The organism is Streptomyces sp. NBC_01237 (assembly GCF_035917275.1).
Lineage (GTDB): Bacteria > Actinomycetota > Actinomycetes > Streptomycetales > Streptomycetaceae > Streptomyces.
Genome location: NZ_CP108509.1, coordinates 1,087,900 through 1,105,422 on the forward strand (window position 1 = coordinate 1,087,900; position 17,523 = coordinate 1,105,422).

Here is a 17,523-nt window from a genome sequence, read left to right on the forward strand (position 1 = left end):
CGGTCAACGAGCTGACGGAGGCGCAGAGTTGTCCCGATCCACCACCTCTCCCCGCAGCGTACCGCCGTAGCGCGGCCGTACGGGCGCCGCTCGCGCGAGGCCGTTTCTCCGGCCCGTGGGCCGGCGGCCCCCGGGAAGCGGTTCGCCCCTCGCCCCCGGGTCCGCGGCCCGTACCCCGCGTGCGGCGCCGTCCGCCCGGCGCGCGTTCACCCGTCGTTCCCTCGCGCGTTGCCCAAGAGTCGCCGCGGAGGCTCCCCTTGTTGTGAATCAAGGCCATACGATGCGCTTGCGAAGCGCGCGCCGCGCACGGGAACACAGGGGGAGGCGCGATGTCAGGGAATCCGGATGACGGCATATCCGACGCGATGCCGGGCGGGGCGTGGGGGACGCTCCCCGAGGGTGTGGAGCTGTACCACCTGAGGCCGGACGGATCCATCGAGCTGGCCGACCGCGACGGCGCCCGCCTGCTGGGGCCCGAACGGGAGTTCCTCCGTTTCATCGACGACGGGAAGTTCGCCCACTATCTGGTGGGCGACGCGACGACCTCCCCCGAGCATCCCTCGAACGCCACGGTCAAGCTCGGTGTCGTGGGGCCGCGCAGCGCCTTCACCCCGCATGCCCACGGTGGTGAACACTTCGTCCTCAGCCTGGGCCACGCGGCGTGCGGCCTCTACGACGCGGACCGCGACCGGGTCACCGACATACCCCTGACACCCGGAACGCTCATACGGATTCCGGAGATGATGCCCCACTCCTTCGCGAACAGGGGCACCGGTCCACTGACCATCCTCGCGGCCAACACCGGTTACGGGATCGACCACGAGGACTACGCGATCACCGCGGGTGAGGCCGAGCGCCGCGCCGCGGGCGGCATCCCGGCCGCCGGGCAGGTGGCCGTGGCCGCCGCCACCGACTACCGCGCGCTCGCCGCCGCCCTGCGCGACATCGAGGACCTCCAGCGGGACCGCGGCATCGCCACCACCACCGTCCGCGAGCGTCTGGCCGCACGACTGCGCCGTGTGGCGACCGCACTGGAGGTCCGCCGGTGATCTGTCCGCACTGCGAGAAGAACCTGCTCCGCAAGGAGCGCCCCGACCACACCTGCTCCCACTGCCGGCGCCGGTACGCGCTGGACCCCAAGACCAACTCCCTCGGCCTCAGCGATCTGCGGGTGCGCAGGATCCTCGCCAAGGTGACGGAGGGCGGCAGCATCGCGGTGACGCCGGACCAGTTGTGGTACGCGCTCTCCCGCAACCGGCTCCAGCAGCGCACGTTCGCACCGGGGTGCGCGGGTTCCTTCCTCTTCGCCGGGCTGGTCGTCGGTGCCTTCGGCGTCTTCATCGAGGAAGTGGGCCTCCTCCTCGTCTCGGGCGCCCTGCTGCTTGTCTCCGCCGGGTTCACCTTCGCGCGGGCCGCCGGTGCGGGCCGGGGCTTCCCGGCCATGAGCCGTGCGGCGTTCCGCACGGAGGCGCTGGCGCCCTGGCAGCGTGTGTACGGCGGGCTGCCGCCCGGGGTGCTCGACGACGCGCCCGGTGTTCCCCCGCAGGCCGGAGCCCGCACGCCCCCGGGCACGGAGCCCAGGGCCGTACTGCTGTGCCCCGACCGTTCCATCACGGCGTTCCTGATCGCCGACGGCCTGCCCGCCCGGTACGGGATCGCGCCGGCCGCTGACCTCGACGCGGTCCGTGCCCTGCCCACGCGGGGCCCGGTGATCGTGCTCCACGACGCCGACGCGCACGGGGAACTCCTCGTCCGGCGCGTCCGCGAGAGCCTGGGGCAGCGCCCGGTGATCGACGCCGGACTGCCGCTGCGCACCGTCCGCTCCCTCGCGCGGGCCGTGCCCTACCGCGACCGCGACGGCCGGCCCGACCGGGAGACCATGGCACGGCTCAGCGCGTACGGCGAGTTCACCGGCGAGGAGCTGAAGTGGCTGGGCAAGGGCTGGCGGTACCCGCTGGCCGGCATGCCCCCGGCCCGGCTGCTCGCCGTCGTCGCCCGGGTCGCCGAACAGGTCACCCGGAACGCCGATCCGAAACAACGCCGCGCCGCTTCCGTGGGATTCATGACCTGGCCCGGTCCGACGGCGCAGGACCCGGCGGGTGAGCGATGATCTGTCCCCGGTGCGCCGCCTCGCTCAAGGGCAAGGAGCGCGCCGGCCGTGTGTGCGTGCGCTGCCGCAAGCGCTTCGCGCTGGACCCCGCGGTCCACGGCAAGGGCATGCACGACCTCCGCGTGCGGGGCATCGCGCAGCGGGCCACCGACCACGGCCGGCTGAAGATCACACTCACCCAGCTCTGGTACCTGTCCCGCAGCAACAACTACGCGTGGGCCGGACGGGAGCGGAAGGGTGTGCCGGCCAGGATCCGCTGGCTCGTGGCGCTGCCGGTGGCCGTCGCCCTCCTTCTGAGCACCGTCCTGGTCGACGGCGACCTCGCCTTCTTCGCCGGAGCCGCCGCTTTCCTGATCCTCGTCGCCGCGTCGGCCATGCGTCATCGCCCCGGAGTGCTGCCCGGGTCGCGGATCATTCCCTCCGAGGAGATGTTCCGCGGGCTGATGACGGGCGCCTGGCCGGCGGCGTACGGCGATCTGCCCGCGGGCGTCTTCGACGACGCCCGCCCGCTGCCCCGCCCGCGCGGTGCGGGCCCTTCCCGTGCGTCCGCTCCGGTGTCGCGGCCCAGGGCCGTGATCCTGTGCACCGACCGGGTGGTGTCACTCTTCCTCACGGCCAATGACGTCCCGGGCGAACTGGGCGCCGTCCTGCTGGAAGCCACCGGCCGGGAGGGACCGGCGGGGCATGCCGCCCTCGTGGCCGAGGCCCTCGACCGCCTCGCCGAGTACCGCAGCGCGCTGCCGGTGGTCGTCCTGCACGACGCCGACCCGCTGGGCGTCCTGCTGGCGCCACTCATCCGTGCCGCGCAGCCCGACCGGGTCGTCGTGGACGCGGGTCTTCCCGTCTCCGCGGCCCGGGGCGGAAAGGGCGTCGTACGGCTCGCCCGGCCCAACCGGATCGCCGACGCGGAGCAGCTCCGCACGGTCGCGGGCCTGTCCGAGGCCGACGCCAGGTGGCTCGCCGACGGCTACTGGAGCCCCGTCGCCGCCGTACCGCCGCCCCTTCTCCTCTCGATCGTCGAACGGGCGGTGCAGCGGGCCCTTACCCTCCCGCCGCCCGGCCCCCGACAGGCCCATGCCCACGGCTTCCTCACCTGGCCGCAGGCACCGCAGCCCCCTCGGGCGCGGGGTACGGGACGTCCCGGCACCGGCCCGTCCACGAAGGAAGGCACCAGCCCCGCATGACTCCGCGACGCCCCCAGGCTCCCGGAAGCGGCACCTCCACCGCCCCGGCTCCCCGAACCGGACGCGGGCCCGGCGCCCGCCTCCTCGATCTGGCGATCACCGTGGCCGCCGCCCGCGCGGCGGGCCCCGGCGGCATCAGGTTCACGGAACGGCAGCTCTACTACGAGACCTGCCGCGTCCTGAGCCCGGCCGCGACCCTGCTCACCCGCGTCCCCCGGACTCCCGCCCCTCCCCTGCGTCTGCCGGCGTTCACGCGCGCACTGGAGGCGCGGGGCAGGGAGAGCGTCGAGGGCCTGCTCCCGCCGGTCCCGGCGCAGCCGCCCGCACTGCCACGGCCCCCGGCCACCCCGGAACCGGGCGAACCCGACCTCTACGCCTACGGGCTGCCCCGCCTGCTCGTCTGCCAGGACCGCTCGATCGCCCGCATGCTGCTCGCCAACCATGTGCATCTGGAGGCGGCCTGCCCCGTCCTCGCCGCGGACGACGCCCTGCCGCTCGCCCCGCGCCTCGTCGCGGCGCTGGAGCGGGCGCGGGGCGCGACGGTCCATGTGCTGCACGACGCGAGCCCCGAGGGCATCGAGCTCCCGGCGCTGATCAGGGCCGCCCTCGGCCGCGTCCCCGGCGTACGGATCTCGTCGATCGGGCTCGTACCCCGTCACGCGGCGGCCCTGCGCCTCCCCACCGGCCGCGGCCCGGCACCTGCTCCGCCGCCGCGGCCCTGGCCTCCGGCGCTGCGGCCCCAGGAGGTCCAGTGGCTGGCGGGGGGACGGTTCGCGCAGGTCGCGGCCGTGCCACCGGCGCGCCTGGTGCGTACGGTGCTGCGCCTCACCCGGGGACCCCGGCCGCCGCGGAACTCCCTGTGGAGCGAGCTGCGCGGACTGCGTACCACGGGCTTCCTGAGCTGGCCCGCCTCATGACCCACCACGTCGCCCCGCCCGTGAACCGCAAGGCGGCCTGTCCGAGCGCGCCCTGGCACCCGCGGCCACGGCCGCCCCACAGACCCGAGGAACGCACACGATGATCCGACCTCAAGAGATCGGCTACTTTGACGAACTGCTCGCCGACGGCAGCGTCCACCGGCGCTACGAGGACGGCCGGGAGGAGTGGCGCCACCGCGAGGGCTCCCACCGCGACCTCGTGCGGTGGCACGACAACCGGAACTCCGCCGGCACCGACGAGCTCCTCGGCGACCGCATCATCAAGCGCACCCTCGCGGACGGCACGGTGACGTACGCCCGCGACATCGGATACGGCCGCACCCTGTGGGGCCGCGGCGAGACCGTGATGGTCAACCGGACGTCGTTCGGCGGCAGGATGGGTGTCATGCTCACGGGCCTGGGCGTGGCGGGCCTCGCCATCACCGCCGCCCACCTGCCTCCGCTGAGCATGAGCCCCGCGGAGGAGGAGGCGCTCCGCCAGCAGCAGGCACAGAGCCAGTCGTCGTCCGGCGACTCGGGCGGCGGCGGGGGCGGCGATTCCGGTGACGGCGGGTCGGGGGACTGGGACGCGGGCTGGAACAACGACGACGGCGCCTGGAGCGACGACGACTTCGGCTGAGCCCCGCCGTTGCCGGCACGAACCGGAAGCCCCGGCGGCGCTGTCGGGGACAGCGGCAGCGGTACGCAGCACGGAACATCGAGGAGAGGAGCCGTCCATGGCACGCTTCTGCGTCTGCCTGGCCCCGGCCACCCGGCAGGCCCGCACCCACATCGAGGCGATGGGCGCGGCCGGGTCCGGCCGCGCGTCCCTGGATGTCCCCGGGGCCGAGCTGGGACTGATTGCGGGCGAACCCGGCCGCGCCGAGGGCCCGTTCACGGCGTACGGCCTGACGGCGGTGGGCGAGGTCACCCTCCACAACCGCCGGGACCTGCTGTCCGCGCTGCGTGCCGAGGGGTCCCCCGTACCCGCCCGGTGCTCCGACGCAGAGCTGCTGCTGCGCTGCTGGGCGCGGCTCGGCGAGGCGGGGGTGGCGCTCGCCGAGGGCATGTTCGTGCTGGCCGTGCTGGACGGCAGGGACCTGATCCTGATCCGCGACCAGGTGGGCGCGCGCACGCTCTTCTACGCCCGTGCCGACGGGGCGTGGGCGGCCTCGACATCACTGCGGGCACTGCGGCGCTGGCCCGCGCTCGGCACGTCGATGAATCTGTCCGCGGTCCGTTCCTTCCTCACCTTCGCCTATCTGCCGGGCGAGGAGACGCTCCTGACCGGCGTGCGGGAGGTCCTGCCCGGCCGGGTACTGCGGCTGGCGCAGGACGGCACGGTCACCGAAACGGTGTACTGGGAGCCCCGCGAACACATCGGACAGCCGGTGCCGCGGGATCCGGCGGAGCATGTCCTGGCCCTGCGGGCGCTCCTGGAGCGGGCGACGGCCGACCGGCTCCCGGAGGCGGAACCTGCGGCGGTCCTGCTCTCCGGCGGGATCGACAGCTCCCTGGTCACCGCGCTGGCGGCGAAGCTCCACCACCATCCGGTGCACACGTACTCGATCAGTTTCGGCGACGAACTCCCCAACGAACTGGGCTACTCGGGGCTGGTGGCCGCCCACTGCCATACCCGTCACCGGGTCCTGAACGTGTCGGGGGAGACGGTCGCCTCACGTCTCGCGGAGGCGGCGGCGCTCCTGGACAGCCCGGTGGGCGACCCGTTGACGGTCCCGAACCTGCTGCTCGCGGAGGCCGTTGCCGCGGACGGTGCCTCGGTGGTCCTCAACGGGGAGGGCGGCGACCCCGTGTTCGGCGGGCCGAAGAACCTTCCGATGCTGGTGCAGGAGATGCACCGTGAAGCGGGGGCGCCGTGGGACGAGGACCGGGCGACGGCGTATCTGCGCTCGTACCGCAAGTGCTGGACGGACCTTCCGACGCTGCTGACCCCGCGGGCCCTGGACGCGCTGCGCGACGCCCCGCGCCCCCAGCGGTTCGTGGAGCCGTATCTGACGCCGGGCGACGGCAGCCCGCACCGCATGGACCATCTCCTCAATCAGCTCCTGCACTGCAATCTGCGGACCAAGGGCGCGCACCACATCCTGACGAAGGTGGAGCGGCTGACGGCGTCGCAGGGCATCGAGGGCCGCTCACCGCTCTTCGACCGCAGGGTCGTCGACCACGCGTTCGCGACGCCGCCGACGTACAAGCTGCGCGGTTCGGCGGAGAAGTGGATCCTCAAGGAGGCCGTGCGCGACCTGCTGCCCGGCACGGTCGTCGACCGGCCGAAGAGCGGGATGCGGGTGCCGGTGCAGCAGTGGCTGACCGGTCCGCTGCGTGATCTCGGGAACGATCTGCTGCTGAGCCGGCAGGCGGTCGGCCGGGGGCTGTTCCGCCCGGACACGGTGCGCACCTGGATGAAGGGCGAGGGCGCACTGCTGCCCCGTCAGGGCGGCAAGCTGTGGCTGGTGCTGACGCTGGAACTGTGGCTGCGCAGTTACGCGTTGTGAGGTGCGGGCGACGGGATTCGACGGCTGTCGGAAACAACGAGTGGAAGCAACGATGAACACGGAACTCATGGACCCCCGTACGGGGCGCATCCGCGGCACGGCGGCCGTCTCCCGCGAGCCGGAGGTGACCGCGGCGGTGGCGGCGGCCCGTACGGCGCTGGGCACCTGGAGCGCCCTGACCCCCAGGGACCGGGCGCGACGGCTGGAACGGCTGGCCACGCTGATCGAGGACGGCGCGGCAGAATACGCCGCCCGTGAGCGCGCCGGGACGGGCAAGCCGGACACGGAGACGGCGGGCGAGATCGAGCAGGTGGCGGATCTGTTCCGCTTCTACGCGACGGCGGCGCGGACCCGGACGGCCCCGGCGGCGGGCCGGCTGGTGGCGGGCCACGAGAGCTGGGTGCGCTGGGAGCCGATGGGTGTGGTCGGGGTGATCGTCCCCTGGAACTACCCGCTGATGATGGCGGCCTGGCGCTGCGCCCCGGCGCTCGCCGCGGGCAACACGGTGGTGGTGAAGCCGGCGGAGACCACTCCGGACACAGGGGAGCTGCTGGCGGAGCACGCCGCGCGGGCACTGGGCGAGGGGGTGCTCCAGGCGCTGGCGGGAGACCGGCGAACGGGTCAACTGCTGGTCGAGTCACCGGTGGACATGGTCGCGTTCACGGGCAGCGGCCGGGCGGGGCTGGATGTGGCGGCGCGGGCGGGGACGCGCCGGATCAGCCTGGAGCTGGGGGGCAACGCCCCGGCGCTCGTGCTCCCGGACGCCCCGGCGGACACCTATGCCGCGCTCGCGGAGGCGGCCACGTACAACGCGGGCCAGAGCTGCGCGGCCCCGGCCAGGGTCATCACGCTCGCCGAGAACTACGAGTCGACGGTGGCCCGTCTGACGGAGGCGATGGGTGCCCGGCTGGCGGGCCGCGACTTCGGCCCGTTGAACAACCCGGACCAGGTGGCGCGGTACGACTCCCTCGTCGCCTCGTCGGCGGCGAAGCGGCGTCCGGCGGCCGGACTCGCCCCCCGGTCCGGCGAGGAGCGCGGCCATTGGCGCCCGGCCCTGCTCCTGGCGGATCTCCCGGACGACGACCCGGCGGTCACCGAGGAGGTCTTCGGCCCGCTCCTGACGGTCCAGCACGCGCGGACCGTGGAGGCGGCGTTGGACCTGGCCAACAGTGTCCCCCAGGCCCTGGCGGCCAGTGTCTGGACGACCGCTCTCGGCACGGGGCTGGACCTCGCGGCCCGTCTCGACGCGGGCGAGACCTGGCTCAACTGCCATCTGGTGCAGACCGCGGAGCTCCCGCACGGCGGGCGGGGCTCGTCCGGCCATGGCACGGACCTGAGCGCGCTGGCGCTCCAGGAGTACCAACGGCCCAAGACGGTGACGGTACGGCTGTCGCCCGGCACGCCCGGGAGCCGAGCGCCCGGGAGCTGAGCCTCCGGTTGGGCCCAGGGGCCCTTCTGGTGGGCCCGCACGCCCCTTTACCGTCCGGAGGACCGTCGGGGACGACAGCGGAAGGCGTGGGCGGGCATGAGCGGCAGGCGTGGGCGGAAGACCGGCGGGGCCTCGGACGGGGGCGACCGGGGGCAGAGTGCTCTGGAGTATCTGGGGCTGCTCACGGTCGTCGGTGCGGTGGTGGGCGGGGTGGTGGCGACGTCGCTCTCGGGGCAGTTGTCGGGCGGGTTGACGGACGCGGTGTGCCGGATCGCGCCGTCGGGAGGTTTCGCCGGTCATTGCGGCCCGGAGGCATCCGCCTCGGACGTGTCTGCGAACGCACAGGATGACAACGTTGCCACTGTCGAAGGAAGCCATTCCGCGGGCCGGCTCCTGCCGGGCGAGAGACCGCTCCCCCAGCTGTTCGAGCCGGCCAAGTGCCTGCTGAGCGAGGACCAGACCAAGGACGCGGTCTCGGTGCAGATCCTGTTCCTCAAGCTGAACCACAGCGAGGAGCTCAAGGTGCAGCAGTGGTCCGACGGTACCGTCACCGTCGAGCGGATGAAGACGGACAGCGTCGGCGTCACCGCGAGCGTCTCCGCGGGCATCCCGGGTCTGCGGGACTGGGGCGGCAGCGCCTCCCTGAGCGGCAGCTTCGCCACGGGCAACGGGGTCGGCGGTCAGTGGGAGTTCGCCAACAACAGGAGCGGCGACTCCAACGCCGACCTCAAGGCGAATCTGGACGACGCCAAGGACTTCGTGGAAGCGCTCGGACAGTCGGACACCTGCGAGGCCATGGCGGGCACTCCCGTGTCGCCGATCAGCCAGGTGGGATGCAGCAACAACGCCATGCGCCAGATGCAGAAGGACGATCCGACGAAGATGCCGGACCTGGACATCTCCAAGACCACCACCGAACTGGCGGGCGGCGTGAGCTTCGGCCAGTCCTTCACCAGGAGCAAGAAGAAGGGCGGCGACGAGATCGGCAGCGTCTCCACCGACCTCGCCTCCGGATCGATGACCAACGATGTCGTCGTCCTGCGTTCGAGCACCGGCGAGGACGACACGGTCACCTTCGTCTACACCTTCTCCCTCACCGGAAAGACCGGAGTGGGCACAACCGCCGAGGGGAACCGGATGCAGCAGGTCTCCGTCACCTATGACGCCGACGACTACGACGCCCAGGAGAAGAGGGGCGAGCCCCACCGCCCGACGGACCTGGAGATCACCACCAGCACCGAGAAGGGCTCCAGCACCGGCACTTCGGCGGGCGGCGGCGTCAACGCGGGCCCCCTGACCATCGAGGTCAGCGGCGGGAAGGGCAACACCACGTCCGAGATCCACACGGAGACCGCGGCGGTCGGCCTCATCGACGGCCAGGACAGCGAGACCGTGGAGAACTGGCTGCGCGGACGAGGGAACCCGGCGGCGTCGGACGGGATGCCCACCCCGTCCGACGCCGCCGCGCCGACCGATGAGGACACCGGCCCCCTGATGCGGCTCCTGCACGACCGGGCGGGCATATCCACCGTCGACTACAAGGCCGACACCGACTGGTGGAACGCCTCGCTCGGCATCGGCTTCGGCATCTCGGCCGGCCAGGTGTCCCTCGGCTTCAAACTCTTCGGGATCGACATCTCCCACGAACACCGGACCCAGACGGTCACCGGCGATCCCGTCTACGCCGGCGCCCCTTCCAGGGACGGCAACCGCCCCTGGAAGCCGTGGACGAACTGCACGAGGACCACCCCCATCGCCTGACCGAACGGCGACGGCCCTCGCCGGGTCCCACCGCCGGGTCGAGGGGTCGGCGGTGGCACCGGCCGACTCCACCGGAGGGGCACAGCGACGTCCCCCGGCACCTGCGGGAACCGCACGTGCCGGGGGACGGAACGCTGCCGACGACCCCGTCCGGACGTCCGGGCTACTCCGCGGTGCTCAGTTCCCAGAACCGGAAGACTGTCGAGGTGTCCAGGCAGTTCTGCAGTCCCCGGACGTTCTCGTGGGCGACCGCGTACTGCTTGCCCTGCCACAGCGGCAGGAGCGGCAGCTCCTGAGCCACGATGTCCTGCAGTTTCATGAACTCCTGCCGGGTGTTGGCGCGGTCGGTCATGGACGAGGTCTGCGGGATGATCCGCTTGATGATCTCGCCGTTCTCGTAGTTGTTCGACAGGACGTTGCCCTGGCCGAAGAACGGCTGGGTGAAGTTGTCGGGGTCGGGGTAGTCCGGCACCCAGCCCTTCACATAGACGCCGTACTTGCCGTCGGCGATGCCCTGCTCGTACTCGTCGTACGGGACGGACCTCATCCGGGCGTCGAAGAGTCCGCTCTCGTTCAACTGATCGGCGATGGTCTGCAGTTCGTCGTCGGTGGCGGGTCCGTAGCGGCTCGGGGTGGACCAGAGCGTGAGTTTCACCTTGTCGGTGATGCCGGAGTCCCGCAGCACCTCCTTCGCCTTCTTCGGCTGCGGGCTGTCGCCGTAGGTGTCGAAGAAGGAGGTGCCATGGCCGGTGATCCCGACCGGGATGATCGAGTAGAGCGGCGTCGCCGTGGACTGGTAGACCTCGCTGACGAGCGAGTAGCGGTCGATGAGATAGGCCATGGCCTTGCGCACGGCGAGCTTGCCGACCACGGGGTCCGCGACGTTGAAGACCATGTGCTGGACTTCGGCGCTGCTCCCCTGGACCACGTCGATGCCGTCGGTCTCCGCGGTGGGCGAAGTGTCCAGCGCCGCTATCGCCTTGGCGGTGAGACCACGGTAGGCGATGTCGACGTCGCCCTTCTCCAGTGCTGATTTAAGGTCCTGCTGGTTGCCGCGGAAGAATTGGAGCGTCACACCGGAGTTCTTCACCTCGGCAGTTCCGTGGTAGCCGGAGTAGACGGAGAAGACGGCCTTCTCCTTGTCGATGGAGTCCAGCTTGTAGGGTCCGGAGCCAACCGTTTTGCCATCCTTGAGCAGACTGTCCTTGGGATAAATCCGGCGGTCTACGATAGAACCGGCACCCGAGGCTATCTTGCTGGGAAATGTCGCATCGGGGACTTTGAGGCGGAAGACGACGGTCCTGTCGTCCGGTGTACTGATCGACGAGATGGTCGAGAGCAGTGGCGCCGGGCCCGCCGGGTCGTTGATTTTGATGGCCCGGTCGAAGGAATACTTGACGTCCGCCGATGTAAGGCTGTTGTCGTTGCTGAACTTCAACCCATCACGCAGGGTGCACGTATAGGTCTTGCTGCCGTCCGAGAACTTGCACTCCTCGGCGGCCTCCGGCACCGGGGCGGAAGCCCCTGGCGGGAAGCTCAGCAGGGACTGGAAGACGTTGTTGAACAGCAGCCATGACCCCGGGTCGTACCCCGCCGCCGGATCGGTCGCGAGGATGTCGTCGGACATCCCGACGACCATCTTCTCTTTGGACTTGAATGTCCATATCTGATCCGTGGAGCCGCAACCCGTCAGCAACACCACTGCCAGTCCCCCGGCGATCAGGGGGCTCGACCGCTTCGTACGAACCTTCACAGAACGTGCCTCATAAGCTCGGCCGGCCGTGTGGGTGTCCCCGGACAACCGGATCAGGTCAGGAAATACTGCGAATACCTCGACCGCCCAGCACTGTCAACCCGGCCGGTCTCGGCGGTAGGACCGACAGCCTGTCCGGACGCGCTGTTCACCTGAAATTCTGGCCATGGTGACTGGCTGCCAGATTTCCGGCCGGTGAACAAAGACAGACCATGATCGGTCCCGTGGTGCAGCTTGACAATCTAGTAGGAGACCGCGCCGCGCGGTGGCACATCATCAGACAAAAAATTCCCCTGGACTGCCCGTAATGTTGGCCTGGTTTGCCAGATATCACATCATGGTGGTCGAACCGGCCGAGCCGTCCGTCGCCCGGGACCGGCCGTTCGGTGAACAAGTCCGAGGAAGGTACGCGGGTCGCCGAGGCTGTGGTCCGGGCATCGCTCCCGGCATCAGTGCCGCCTCTCCGTCGGCCAACGGCGGCCGGCCACCGGGTCCGGACCGCCGGCACATGCCCGAGTCGCGCCGTCGAGGCCGAAATCCTCCGGACCATCCGCGGAGCACCAGAGCTCCCGGCATCTCCCGGCCTCCGTGAGCGGTGCCCCGTAGCCGCTCCGCGCGGCACAAGCGGCCCGGCACGGCGACGGACGGCATCTGCGCACCGGCGCCCACGGCGTCGCGATGCCTGAGAGATGATGTCCGGTGCCCCGGTCCGGGGCGACGGAAGGCCAACTGCCCGGAGGGACGCACCGCATGATCTTCGACGTCGATGAGGAACACCCGCGACCGGACGAGGCGGGATCGCGGCGTGTCCGGGCCTCGCGCGAGGTCCTCGGGGACGTCGTACGGCGGCCTGAGGACCTGGCTGCGCTCTGCGACATCGGATTCCCGCAGAGTCCGTTCCGGATGGCCCCGCCGATCGTGGCCGAGGAGTGCGCCTTCGAGCTGTCCTCGGTGGTGTACCTCGGCGATGACGTGGAGATGGTCCGGTGCGACTTCGGGGATCTCCTCCTCTTCGGAGCCGTACAGGGCTGGTATCTCTTCCTGCACCTGGGCGACGGAACGGTGTACGCCATCCCGGACGAGATCGCGGTCCTCCCCGGCGGGGACTTCCGCCCGGTGCACTCGGACCTGTCGTCGCTGCGGCGGCTGCTGGAGCTCCTGTACCGCCAGGAGTTGAGTGCCGAGAGGACGTACGACCCAAGGTCCACCGGCGCCCCGCACCGCGCGATGGAACGCTTCACGGGCGAGATACGCGCGGAGTTCGGCGACGCCGACCCCGTCGCGCTCTCCACGGAGAGTCTCTGGCCCGCCTTCTTCCGCGATATCGAGGACGGCCTCTACTCCGCCTATTACAGCGGCCGGCGAAAGTAGCGCGGCGCGTTCCCACCGCCGCCCGCCGCGGCCACGCCGGCGGTACGGGCGCGGAGTCGGCGGACGTTGACGGCCGGTTGCTCGAACGGGCCGATATTTGGCTTGAGATGTGGCCCCGAGCGTGGTGACCCCGGCGCTCCACACACGTTGTAGTTGGTGTGCCGAACATTCCCTCTGTCTCATCCCATGCTCCCGCCGCACCGACAGTGAAGAGCGACCCGTTGCCGTTCCTCCTGTCGGCCCGGCAGGGAGCAGCCGCCCGCACCCTTCTGGAGTACGTGGGTTCGCTGCCGCTGACCGGAGCCGACGCTCAGTTACTGGCCATGGTCATCGCCATCCGCGCCGCCCGGGGCGGGGTGGGCAATCTGACCGGAGCGGACATCCGTTCCCTGCGACTGGGCGACGCCGAAGCCGCCCTCGGTGCGGTGACCGCTCTGGGATGGCAGCCACGGGGTGATCTGCTCCACGGCGATCCCGATACGCCCGTGGGCGTCGTCGTGCCCGATCTGGCCGGCGACACGGACCGCAGGCTCCCCTTCGGCAAGAACATGCGCTCACGGGTGTCGGGGTGGACGACCCGCGCCCTCGCCGCCAAGCCGGTGAAGAAGACCTCGCCCGCAACGCGCCTGGCCGCCCTGTACCTGGCCGCGCACAGCACGTCCGACCGCTGCGGCGCCCTTCCGGCCGGGCTTCCCGCACACTGCCACGCCGCCCTTCCGGAACTGCTGGCCAAGGGCTTCGTGTCCGAACTCGACGGCGACAGCTACCTGCTGTCCCCCGTCGTACGCCACCTCTCGGGGCAGTACCCGCGCCCCGGCGACGAGGAGCGGGAAGAACGCGAGCAGCAGCCCAAGCCGCAGCCCGATGAACACGGTCTGGTGCCGGCCGAACGTCTGCGCTGGGAGGAGTGGAAGGCTCGGGCGAGCACCGCCTTGCGTCGCCATATCGACAACGTCCAGCGCTGTCCGCTGTGTTCGATCCCTGAATGGCGGGTGGCCGAGGCTTTCATCGGCAAGCCCATTCCCGCCCAGCGCAAGACGCACGCGCGTGCCGCCTACACCGCGTGGAAGGAGAACAATCCGGATCGGGGCCCCCGCGCCGCCGAGTTCGCCGCCGCCTTCCGCGCCGAGCATGGGCACGGCCCCTCCATCAGGCAGCTGTGCGAAGGAATGGGCTGGGGCAAGCAGCGCCGCGCCCTGCGGACGCACATCATCGACCGCCTCATCGCCAACGAGTGGCTGATCAACACCGAGCCGGTTCCCTGGACACTGCGTCCGGGGAAGGCCTTCCTGGACGGCACGTCGACCCCCGCCGCGGCCGACACGGCGCAAGGACAACCGACGTGATTGAGCCCGGCCCGTTCGGCTCGACGCCCGGTCGCAGCCGCTCGAACGGCTGCGACCGGGCCCCTCGGGGTCGGCCGCTCAGGCGAGCAGTGTCGCGTCGAGGACGGTGACCGCGTGTCCGTTGAGATGGACGCGGTCACCGTGTACGGAGGTCCTGACCAGCCCGGTGCGCGCGGACACCTGTAGGCCGGTGAGCCCGTCGCGGCCGGTCCGGGCCGACCAGTAGGGGGCCAGCGCGGTGTGGGCGCTGCCCGTGACCGGATCCTCCAGGATGCCCTCGGCGGGCGAGAAGAAGCGCGAGACGAAGTCGTACTCCAGGCCGGGCTCGGGCGCCGGGGCCGTGATGATGACGCCCCGCAGGTCCTCACGCCGGGTCACATCGGCCACCGCGTCGAGGTCGGGCGTCACGGCCCGGACGGTGGCCTCGTCGGGCAGGACGGTCAGCAGGTCGCCGAGCGCACCGGTACGGAAAGCGGCCTCCGGTGTCACCCCCAGCGCCTCCGACAGACCGTCCGGCACCGGGACCTCGGTGCCGGGCGCGGCCGGGAAGTCCAGGGTGATGCTGCCGTCCTCCTGCGCGTGCGCGGTGAGAATGCCGCTGCACCTGCTGCGGAACCGCAGCGTCCCGGTGACCCCGCGCTCCCGCCGCAGCGTGTGCGCCGTGGCCAATGTGGCATGGCCGCAGAGGTTGGTCTCGACGAGCGGGGCGAACCAGCGGATCTCCCAGTCGGCGTCCGCCCCCGCGGGGAGCGGCCGCGCGAACGCGGTCTCCGAGTGATTCAGCTCGGCGGCGACCCGCCGCATCCAGGCATCCTCGGGCCACTCCCCCGGATCGAGCAGGCACACGCCCGCAGGGTTGCCCGCGAAGGGCCGGTCGGTAAAGGCGTCAACGACGTGAATACGCATACCGCGACCATACTGACGCCAATCACCGTCCATCCCAGTCCAATCCGAGGAAAGTGGACCGACTTCCAGTGCCGACCCCGATGGTCCCCCGCCCCCGTGCCCTGCGCGGGCGGGCCGGGAGTGCCGGTCGGAGCGCGTACCTCTACCGTGCCTCTCCCCGGCTCCGTACCAGCAGCCACAGGAAGTACGGAGTCCCGATGACCGCCGTGAGCAGTCCTGCCCCGAGCTGGGCCGGTGCGATCACCGTCCGGCCCACCACATCCGCCGTGCCCACCAGCACCGCGCCCAGCAGCACCGCCACCGGTACCACCCGCACATGCCGACGGCCCACCAGGGCGCGCGCGGCGTGCGGTGCCACCAGCCCGACGAAGGCGATGGTCCCGGCGGCGGCGACGGCCGCGGCGCTCAGCAGAACGCCCAGCGCCAGGAACCCGAGGCGCGCCCGGGACAGCCCCAGCCCCAGCAGCCTGGGGGTGTCCCCGTCGAGCGAGACGAGGTCGAGCTCGGTACGCCGTGCGACGGTCACGGCGACCGCCGCCACCAGGACGACGGCGAGCGGCAGCAGGTCGGGCAGCGTCCGCCCGTACGTCGAACCGGACAGCCAGGTCAGCGCCTTGGTGGCGTTGAACGGGTCGGTGAGGACGATGAGCAGGCTGATCAGGGCGGAGCTCGCGGTGGCGACACCCATGCCGACCAGGACCAGGCGGTTCTGCTGGAAGCCGCCGCGCGCGGACAGCCCGAAGACGAGTGCGGAGGCGAGGGCTGCGCCCGCGAAGGCCGCGGCGGCGAGGCCCGTCGGCCCGGCCGTGGGCACGGTCGTGACCAGTACCACCGCCCCCAGTGCGGCTCCGCCGGAGACGCCGATGACGCCCGGCTCGGCGAGCGGGTTCCGGGTCACGGCCTGGACCAGGGTGCCCGACAGCGCGAGGGCCGCACCCGCGAGGAGGGCGGCGAGCACCCGTGGCACCCGGGTGTCGAGGACGAAGGTGACGGCCCGGCCGGCCCTGCCCTGCGTCCAGTTCATGACGTCACCGAGCAGCAGCTTGGTGTCACCGAGAAGTACGGAGACGACGGCCAGCCCGATCAGGGCCGCCACCAGCGTCCCGGCCACGGTCAGGAACACGGCCCTGCTGCGGATGCGCAACCGCTCGGGCGGGGCGGCGGCCCCGGTGTCCCGGCCCCTGGTCGCCAGCACCACCAGGAAGACGGCGCCGACGAGGCTCGTCACCACACCCGTCGGCACGGCCACCGCCGTGTCCGACGACACCAGTGTCCGCAGCACGACGTCCGAGCCGATCACCAGGGCCGCACCGGCCAGTGCGGACAGCGTCACGCTCGTACGCACACGGGAGAAGCCGCGGTAGCGACGCGCCAACAGGCGTACGACGGCGGGGGCGCACAGTCCGACGAAGCCGATCGGACCGGCGAGGGTGACGGCGGCGGCGGACAGCAGCGCGGACAGCACGACCGTGGTCACGCGGGTGGCCCGCACCGGTACGCCCAGTCCGCGCGCGGCGTCGTCGCCGAGGGCCAGGGCGTCGACTCTGCGGGCGACCATCAGCAGCCCGGCCAGCCCGATGACGGCGAGCGGCACCATCCACAGCACACCGCCGAAACCGTTCTGCGCGATGCTGCCCTGGTTCCAGGCGTACAGCCCCTCCGTCTGTACGGGGAACAGCAGCAGCAGACCTTCGGTGACGGAGGTGAGACCGAGGGTCAGAGCGCTGCCCGCCAGAACCAGTCGCACGGTCCCGGCTCCCAGGCCGGACAGTCCCAGTACGACGGCCGCCGCCACCAGGCCGCCGACGAAGGCGACGCCGGAGGAGGCGAGCAGCGGAAGCGAGACACCGGTCACGGCGACCAGCCCGAGCGAGAGGTAGGAACCGGCGTTGACCGCGAGGGTGTCGGGTGCGGCGAGCACATTGCGGCTGACGGCCTGGAGAGCGGCGCCCGCCATGCCGAGCACCGCTCCGACGAGGAGTCCGGCGGCCATGCGCGGCAGGCGTGAGGCGATGACGACGGAGGCGTCCGCCGGGTCCGCCTGCCCGGTGAGCGCCTTCCACACCTCGGCGGGACCGACGGCGGAGGTGCCCTGTGCGATGTCGACGAGCGCGAGGGCGGCGACCAGCAGGACGAGCGTGGCCGTCACCGCGACCGCGCCGCCCTTCCGGGAAGCCGCGGCCGTGGTGGGGGCGGCGGGGGCGGTGGTGGTGACGGCCATGATGTCTACGCG

13 protein-coding genes are annotated in these 17,523 nt (G+C 71.7%); 10 read left to right on the forward strand and 3 right to left on the reverse strand.

Annotated features, from left to right (window positions below; genetic code table 11):
- Nucleotides 1–329: 329 nt before the first annotated feature.
- The 8 genes from OG251_RS41055 to OG251_RS41090 all read left to right on the forward strand — a co-directional run bounded on the left by OG251_RS41055 (nucleotide 330) and on the right by OG251_RS41090 (nucleotide 9,914).
- Nucleotides 330–1,049 (forward strand): cupin domain-containing protein, encoded by a 720-nt coding sequence (locus OG251_RS41055; protein WP_326682358.1) that lies wholly within the window; start codon nucleotides 330–332, stop codon nucleotides 1,047–1,049.
- Nucleotides 1,046–2,110, forward strand: a complete 1,065-nt coding sequence (locus OG251_RS41060) for a hypothetical protein (RefSeq protein WP_326682359.1) — start codon at nucleotides 1,046–1,048, stop codon at nucleotides 2,108–2,110. Before OG251_RS41055 ends, OG251_RS41060 begins: the two co-directional genes overlap by 4 nt.
- Nucleotides 2,107–3,294: a hypothetical protein gene (locus OG251_RS41065; protein WP_326682360.1), complete on the forward strand. Its 1,188-nt coding sequence runs from the start codon at nucleotides 2,107–2,109 to the stop codon at nucleotides 3,292–3,294. The genes OG251_RS41060 and OG251_RS41065 overlap by 4 nt, the downstream gene beginning before the upstream one ends.
- Entirely contained in the window at nucleotides 3,291–4,211 is a 921-nt protein-coding gene (locus OG251_RS41070; protein ID WP_326682361.1) for a hypothetical protein, read from the forward strand. Before OG251_RS41065 ends, OG251_RS41070 begins: the two co-directional genes overlap by 4 nt.
- Before the next feature lie 100 nt (nucleotides 4,212–4,311).
- Entirely contained in the window at nucleotides 4,312–4,851 is a 540-nt protein-coding gene (locus tag OG251_RS41075; protein WP_326682362.1) for a hypothetical protein, read from the forward strand.
- Nucleotides 4,852–4,948: 97 nt separating this feature from the next.
- Complete coding sequence (locus OG251_RS41080) at nucleotides 4,949–6,724, forward strand: asparagine synthetase B family protein (protein ID WP_326682363.1); 1,776 nt, start codon at nucleotides 4,949–4,951, stop codon at nucleotides 6,722–6,724.
- A 52-nt stretch (nucleotides 6,725–6,776) separates the two neighbouring features.
- Nucleotides 6,777–8,153 (forward strand): aldehyde dehydrogenase family protein, encoded by a 1,377-nt coding sequence (locus tag OG251_RS41085; protein WP_326682364.1) that lies wholly within the window; start codon nucleotides 6,777–6,779, stop codon nucleotides 8,151–8,153.
- A 96-nt stretch (nucleotides 8,154–8,249) separates the two neighbouring features.
- Entirely contained in the window at nucleotides 8,250–9,914 is a 1,665-nt protein-coding gene (locus OG251_RS41090) for a hypothetical protein (protein WP_326682365.1), read from the forward strand.
- 163 nt (nucleotides 9,915–10,077) lie between these two features.
- Here the strand turns inward: OG251_RS41090 and OG251_RS41095 are convergent, their stop codons facing one another.
- A complete protein-coding gene (locus OG251_RS41095) occupies nucleotides 10,078–11,667 on the reverse strand; it encodes an ABC transporter substrate-binding protein (protein ID WP_326682366.1) in 1,590 nt (529 codons plus the stop codon).
- Nucleotides 11,668–12,417: 750 nt separating this feature from the next.
- Here OG251_RS41095 and OG251_RS41100 point away from each other — a divergent pair.
- Nucleotides 12,418–13,038, forward strand: a complete 621-nt coding sequence (locus OG251_RS41100; protein WP_326682367.1) for an SUKH-4 family immunity protein — start codon at nucleotides 12,418–12,420, stop codon at nucleotides 13,036–13,038.
- Nucleotides 13,039–13,259: 221 nt separating this feature from the next.
- Complete coding sequence (locus OG251_RS41105) at nucleotides 13,260–14,384, forward strand: hypothetical protein (RefSeq protein WP_326682368.1); 1,125 nt, start codon at nucleotides 13,260–13,262, stop codon at nucleotides 14,382–14,384.
- A gap of 78 nt (nucleotides 14,385–14,462) precedes the next feature.
- Here the strand turns inward: OG251_RS41105 and OG251_RS41110 are convergent, their stop codons facing one another.
- Both OG251_RS41110 and OG251_RS41115 read right to left on the reverse strand, forming a co-directional pair.
- Nucleotides 14,463–15,290 carry a PhzF family phenazine biosynthesis protein gene (locus OG251_RS41110; protein ID WP_326682369.1) on the reverse strand — a complete coding sequence of 276 codons (828 nt, stop codon included), beginning with the start codon at nucleotides 15,288–15,290 and terminating at the stop codon, nucleotides 14,463–14,465.
- Between the two features lie 142 nt (nucleotides 15,291–15,432).
- Nucleotides 15,433–17,511 carry an iron ABC transporter permease gene (locus tag OG251_RS41115; RefSeq protein ID WP_326682370.1) on the reverse strand — a complete coding sequence of 693 codons (2,079 nt, stop codon included), beginning with the start codon at nucleotides 17,509–17,511 and terminating at the stop codon, nucleotides 15,433–15,435.
- Between the last annotated feature and the right edge of the window lie 12 nt (nucleotides 17,512–17,523).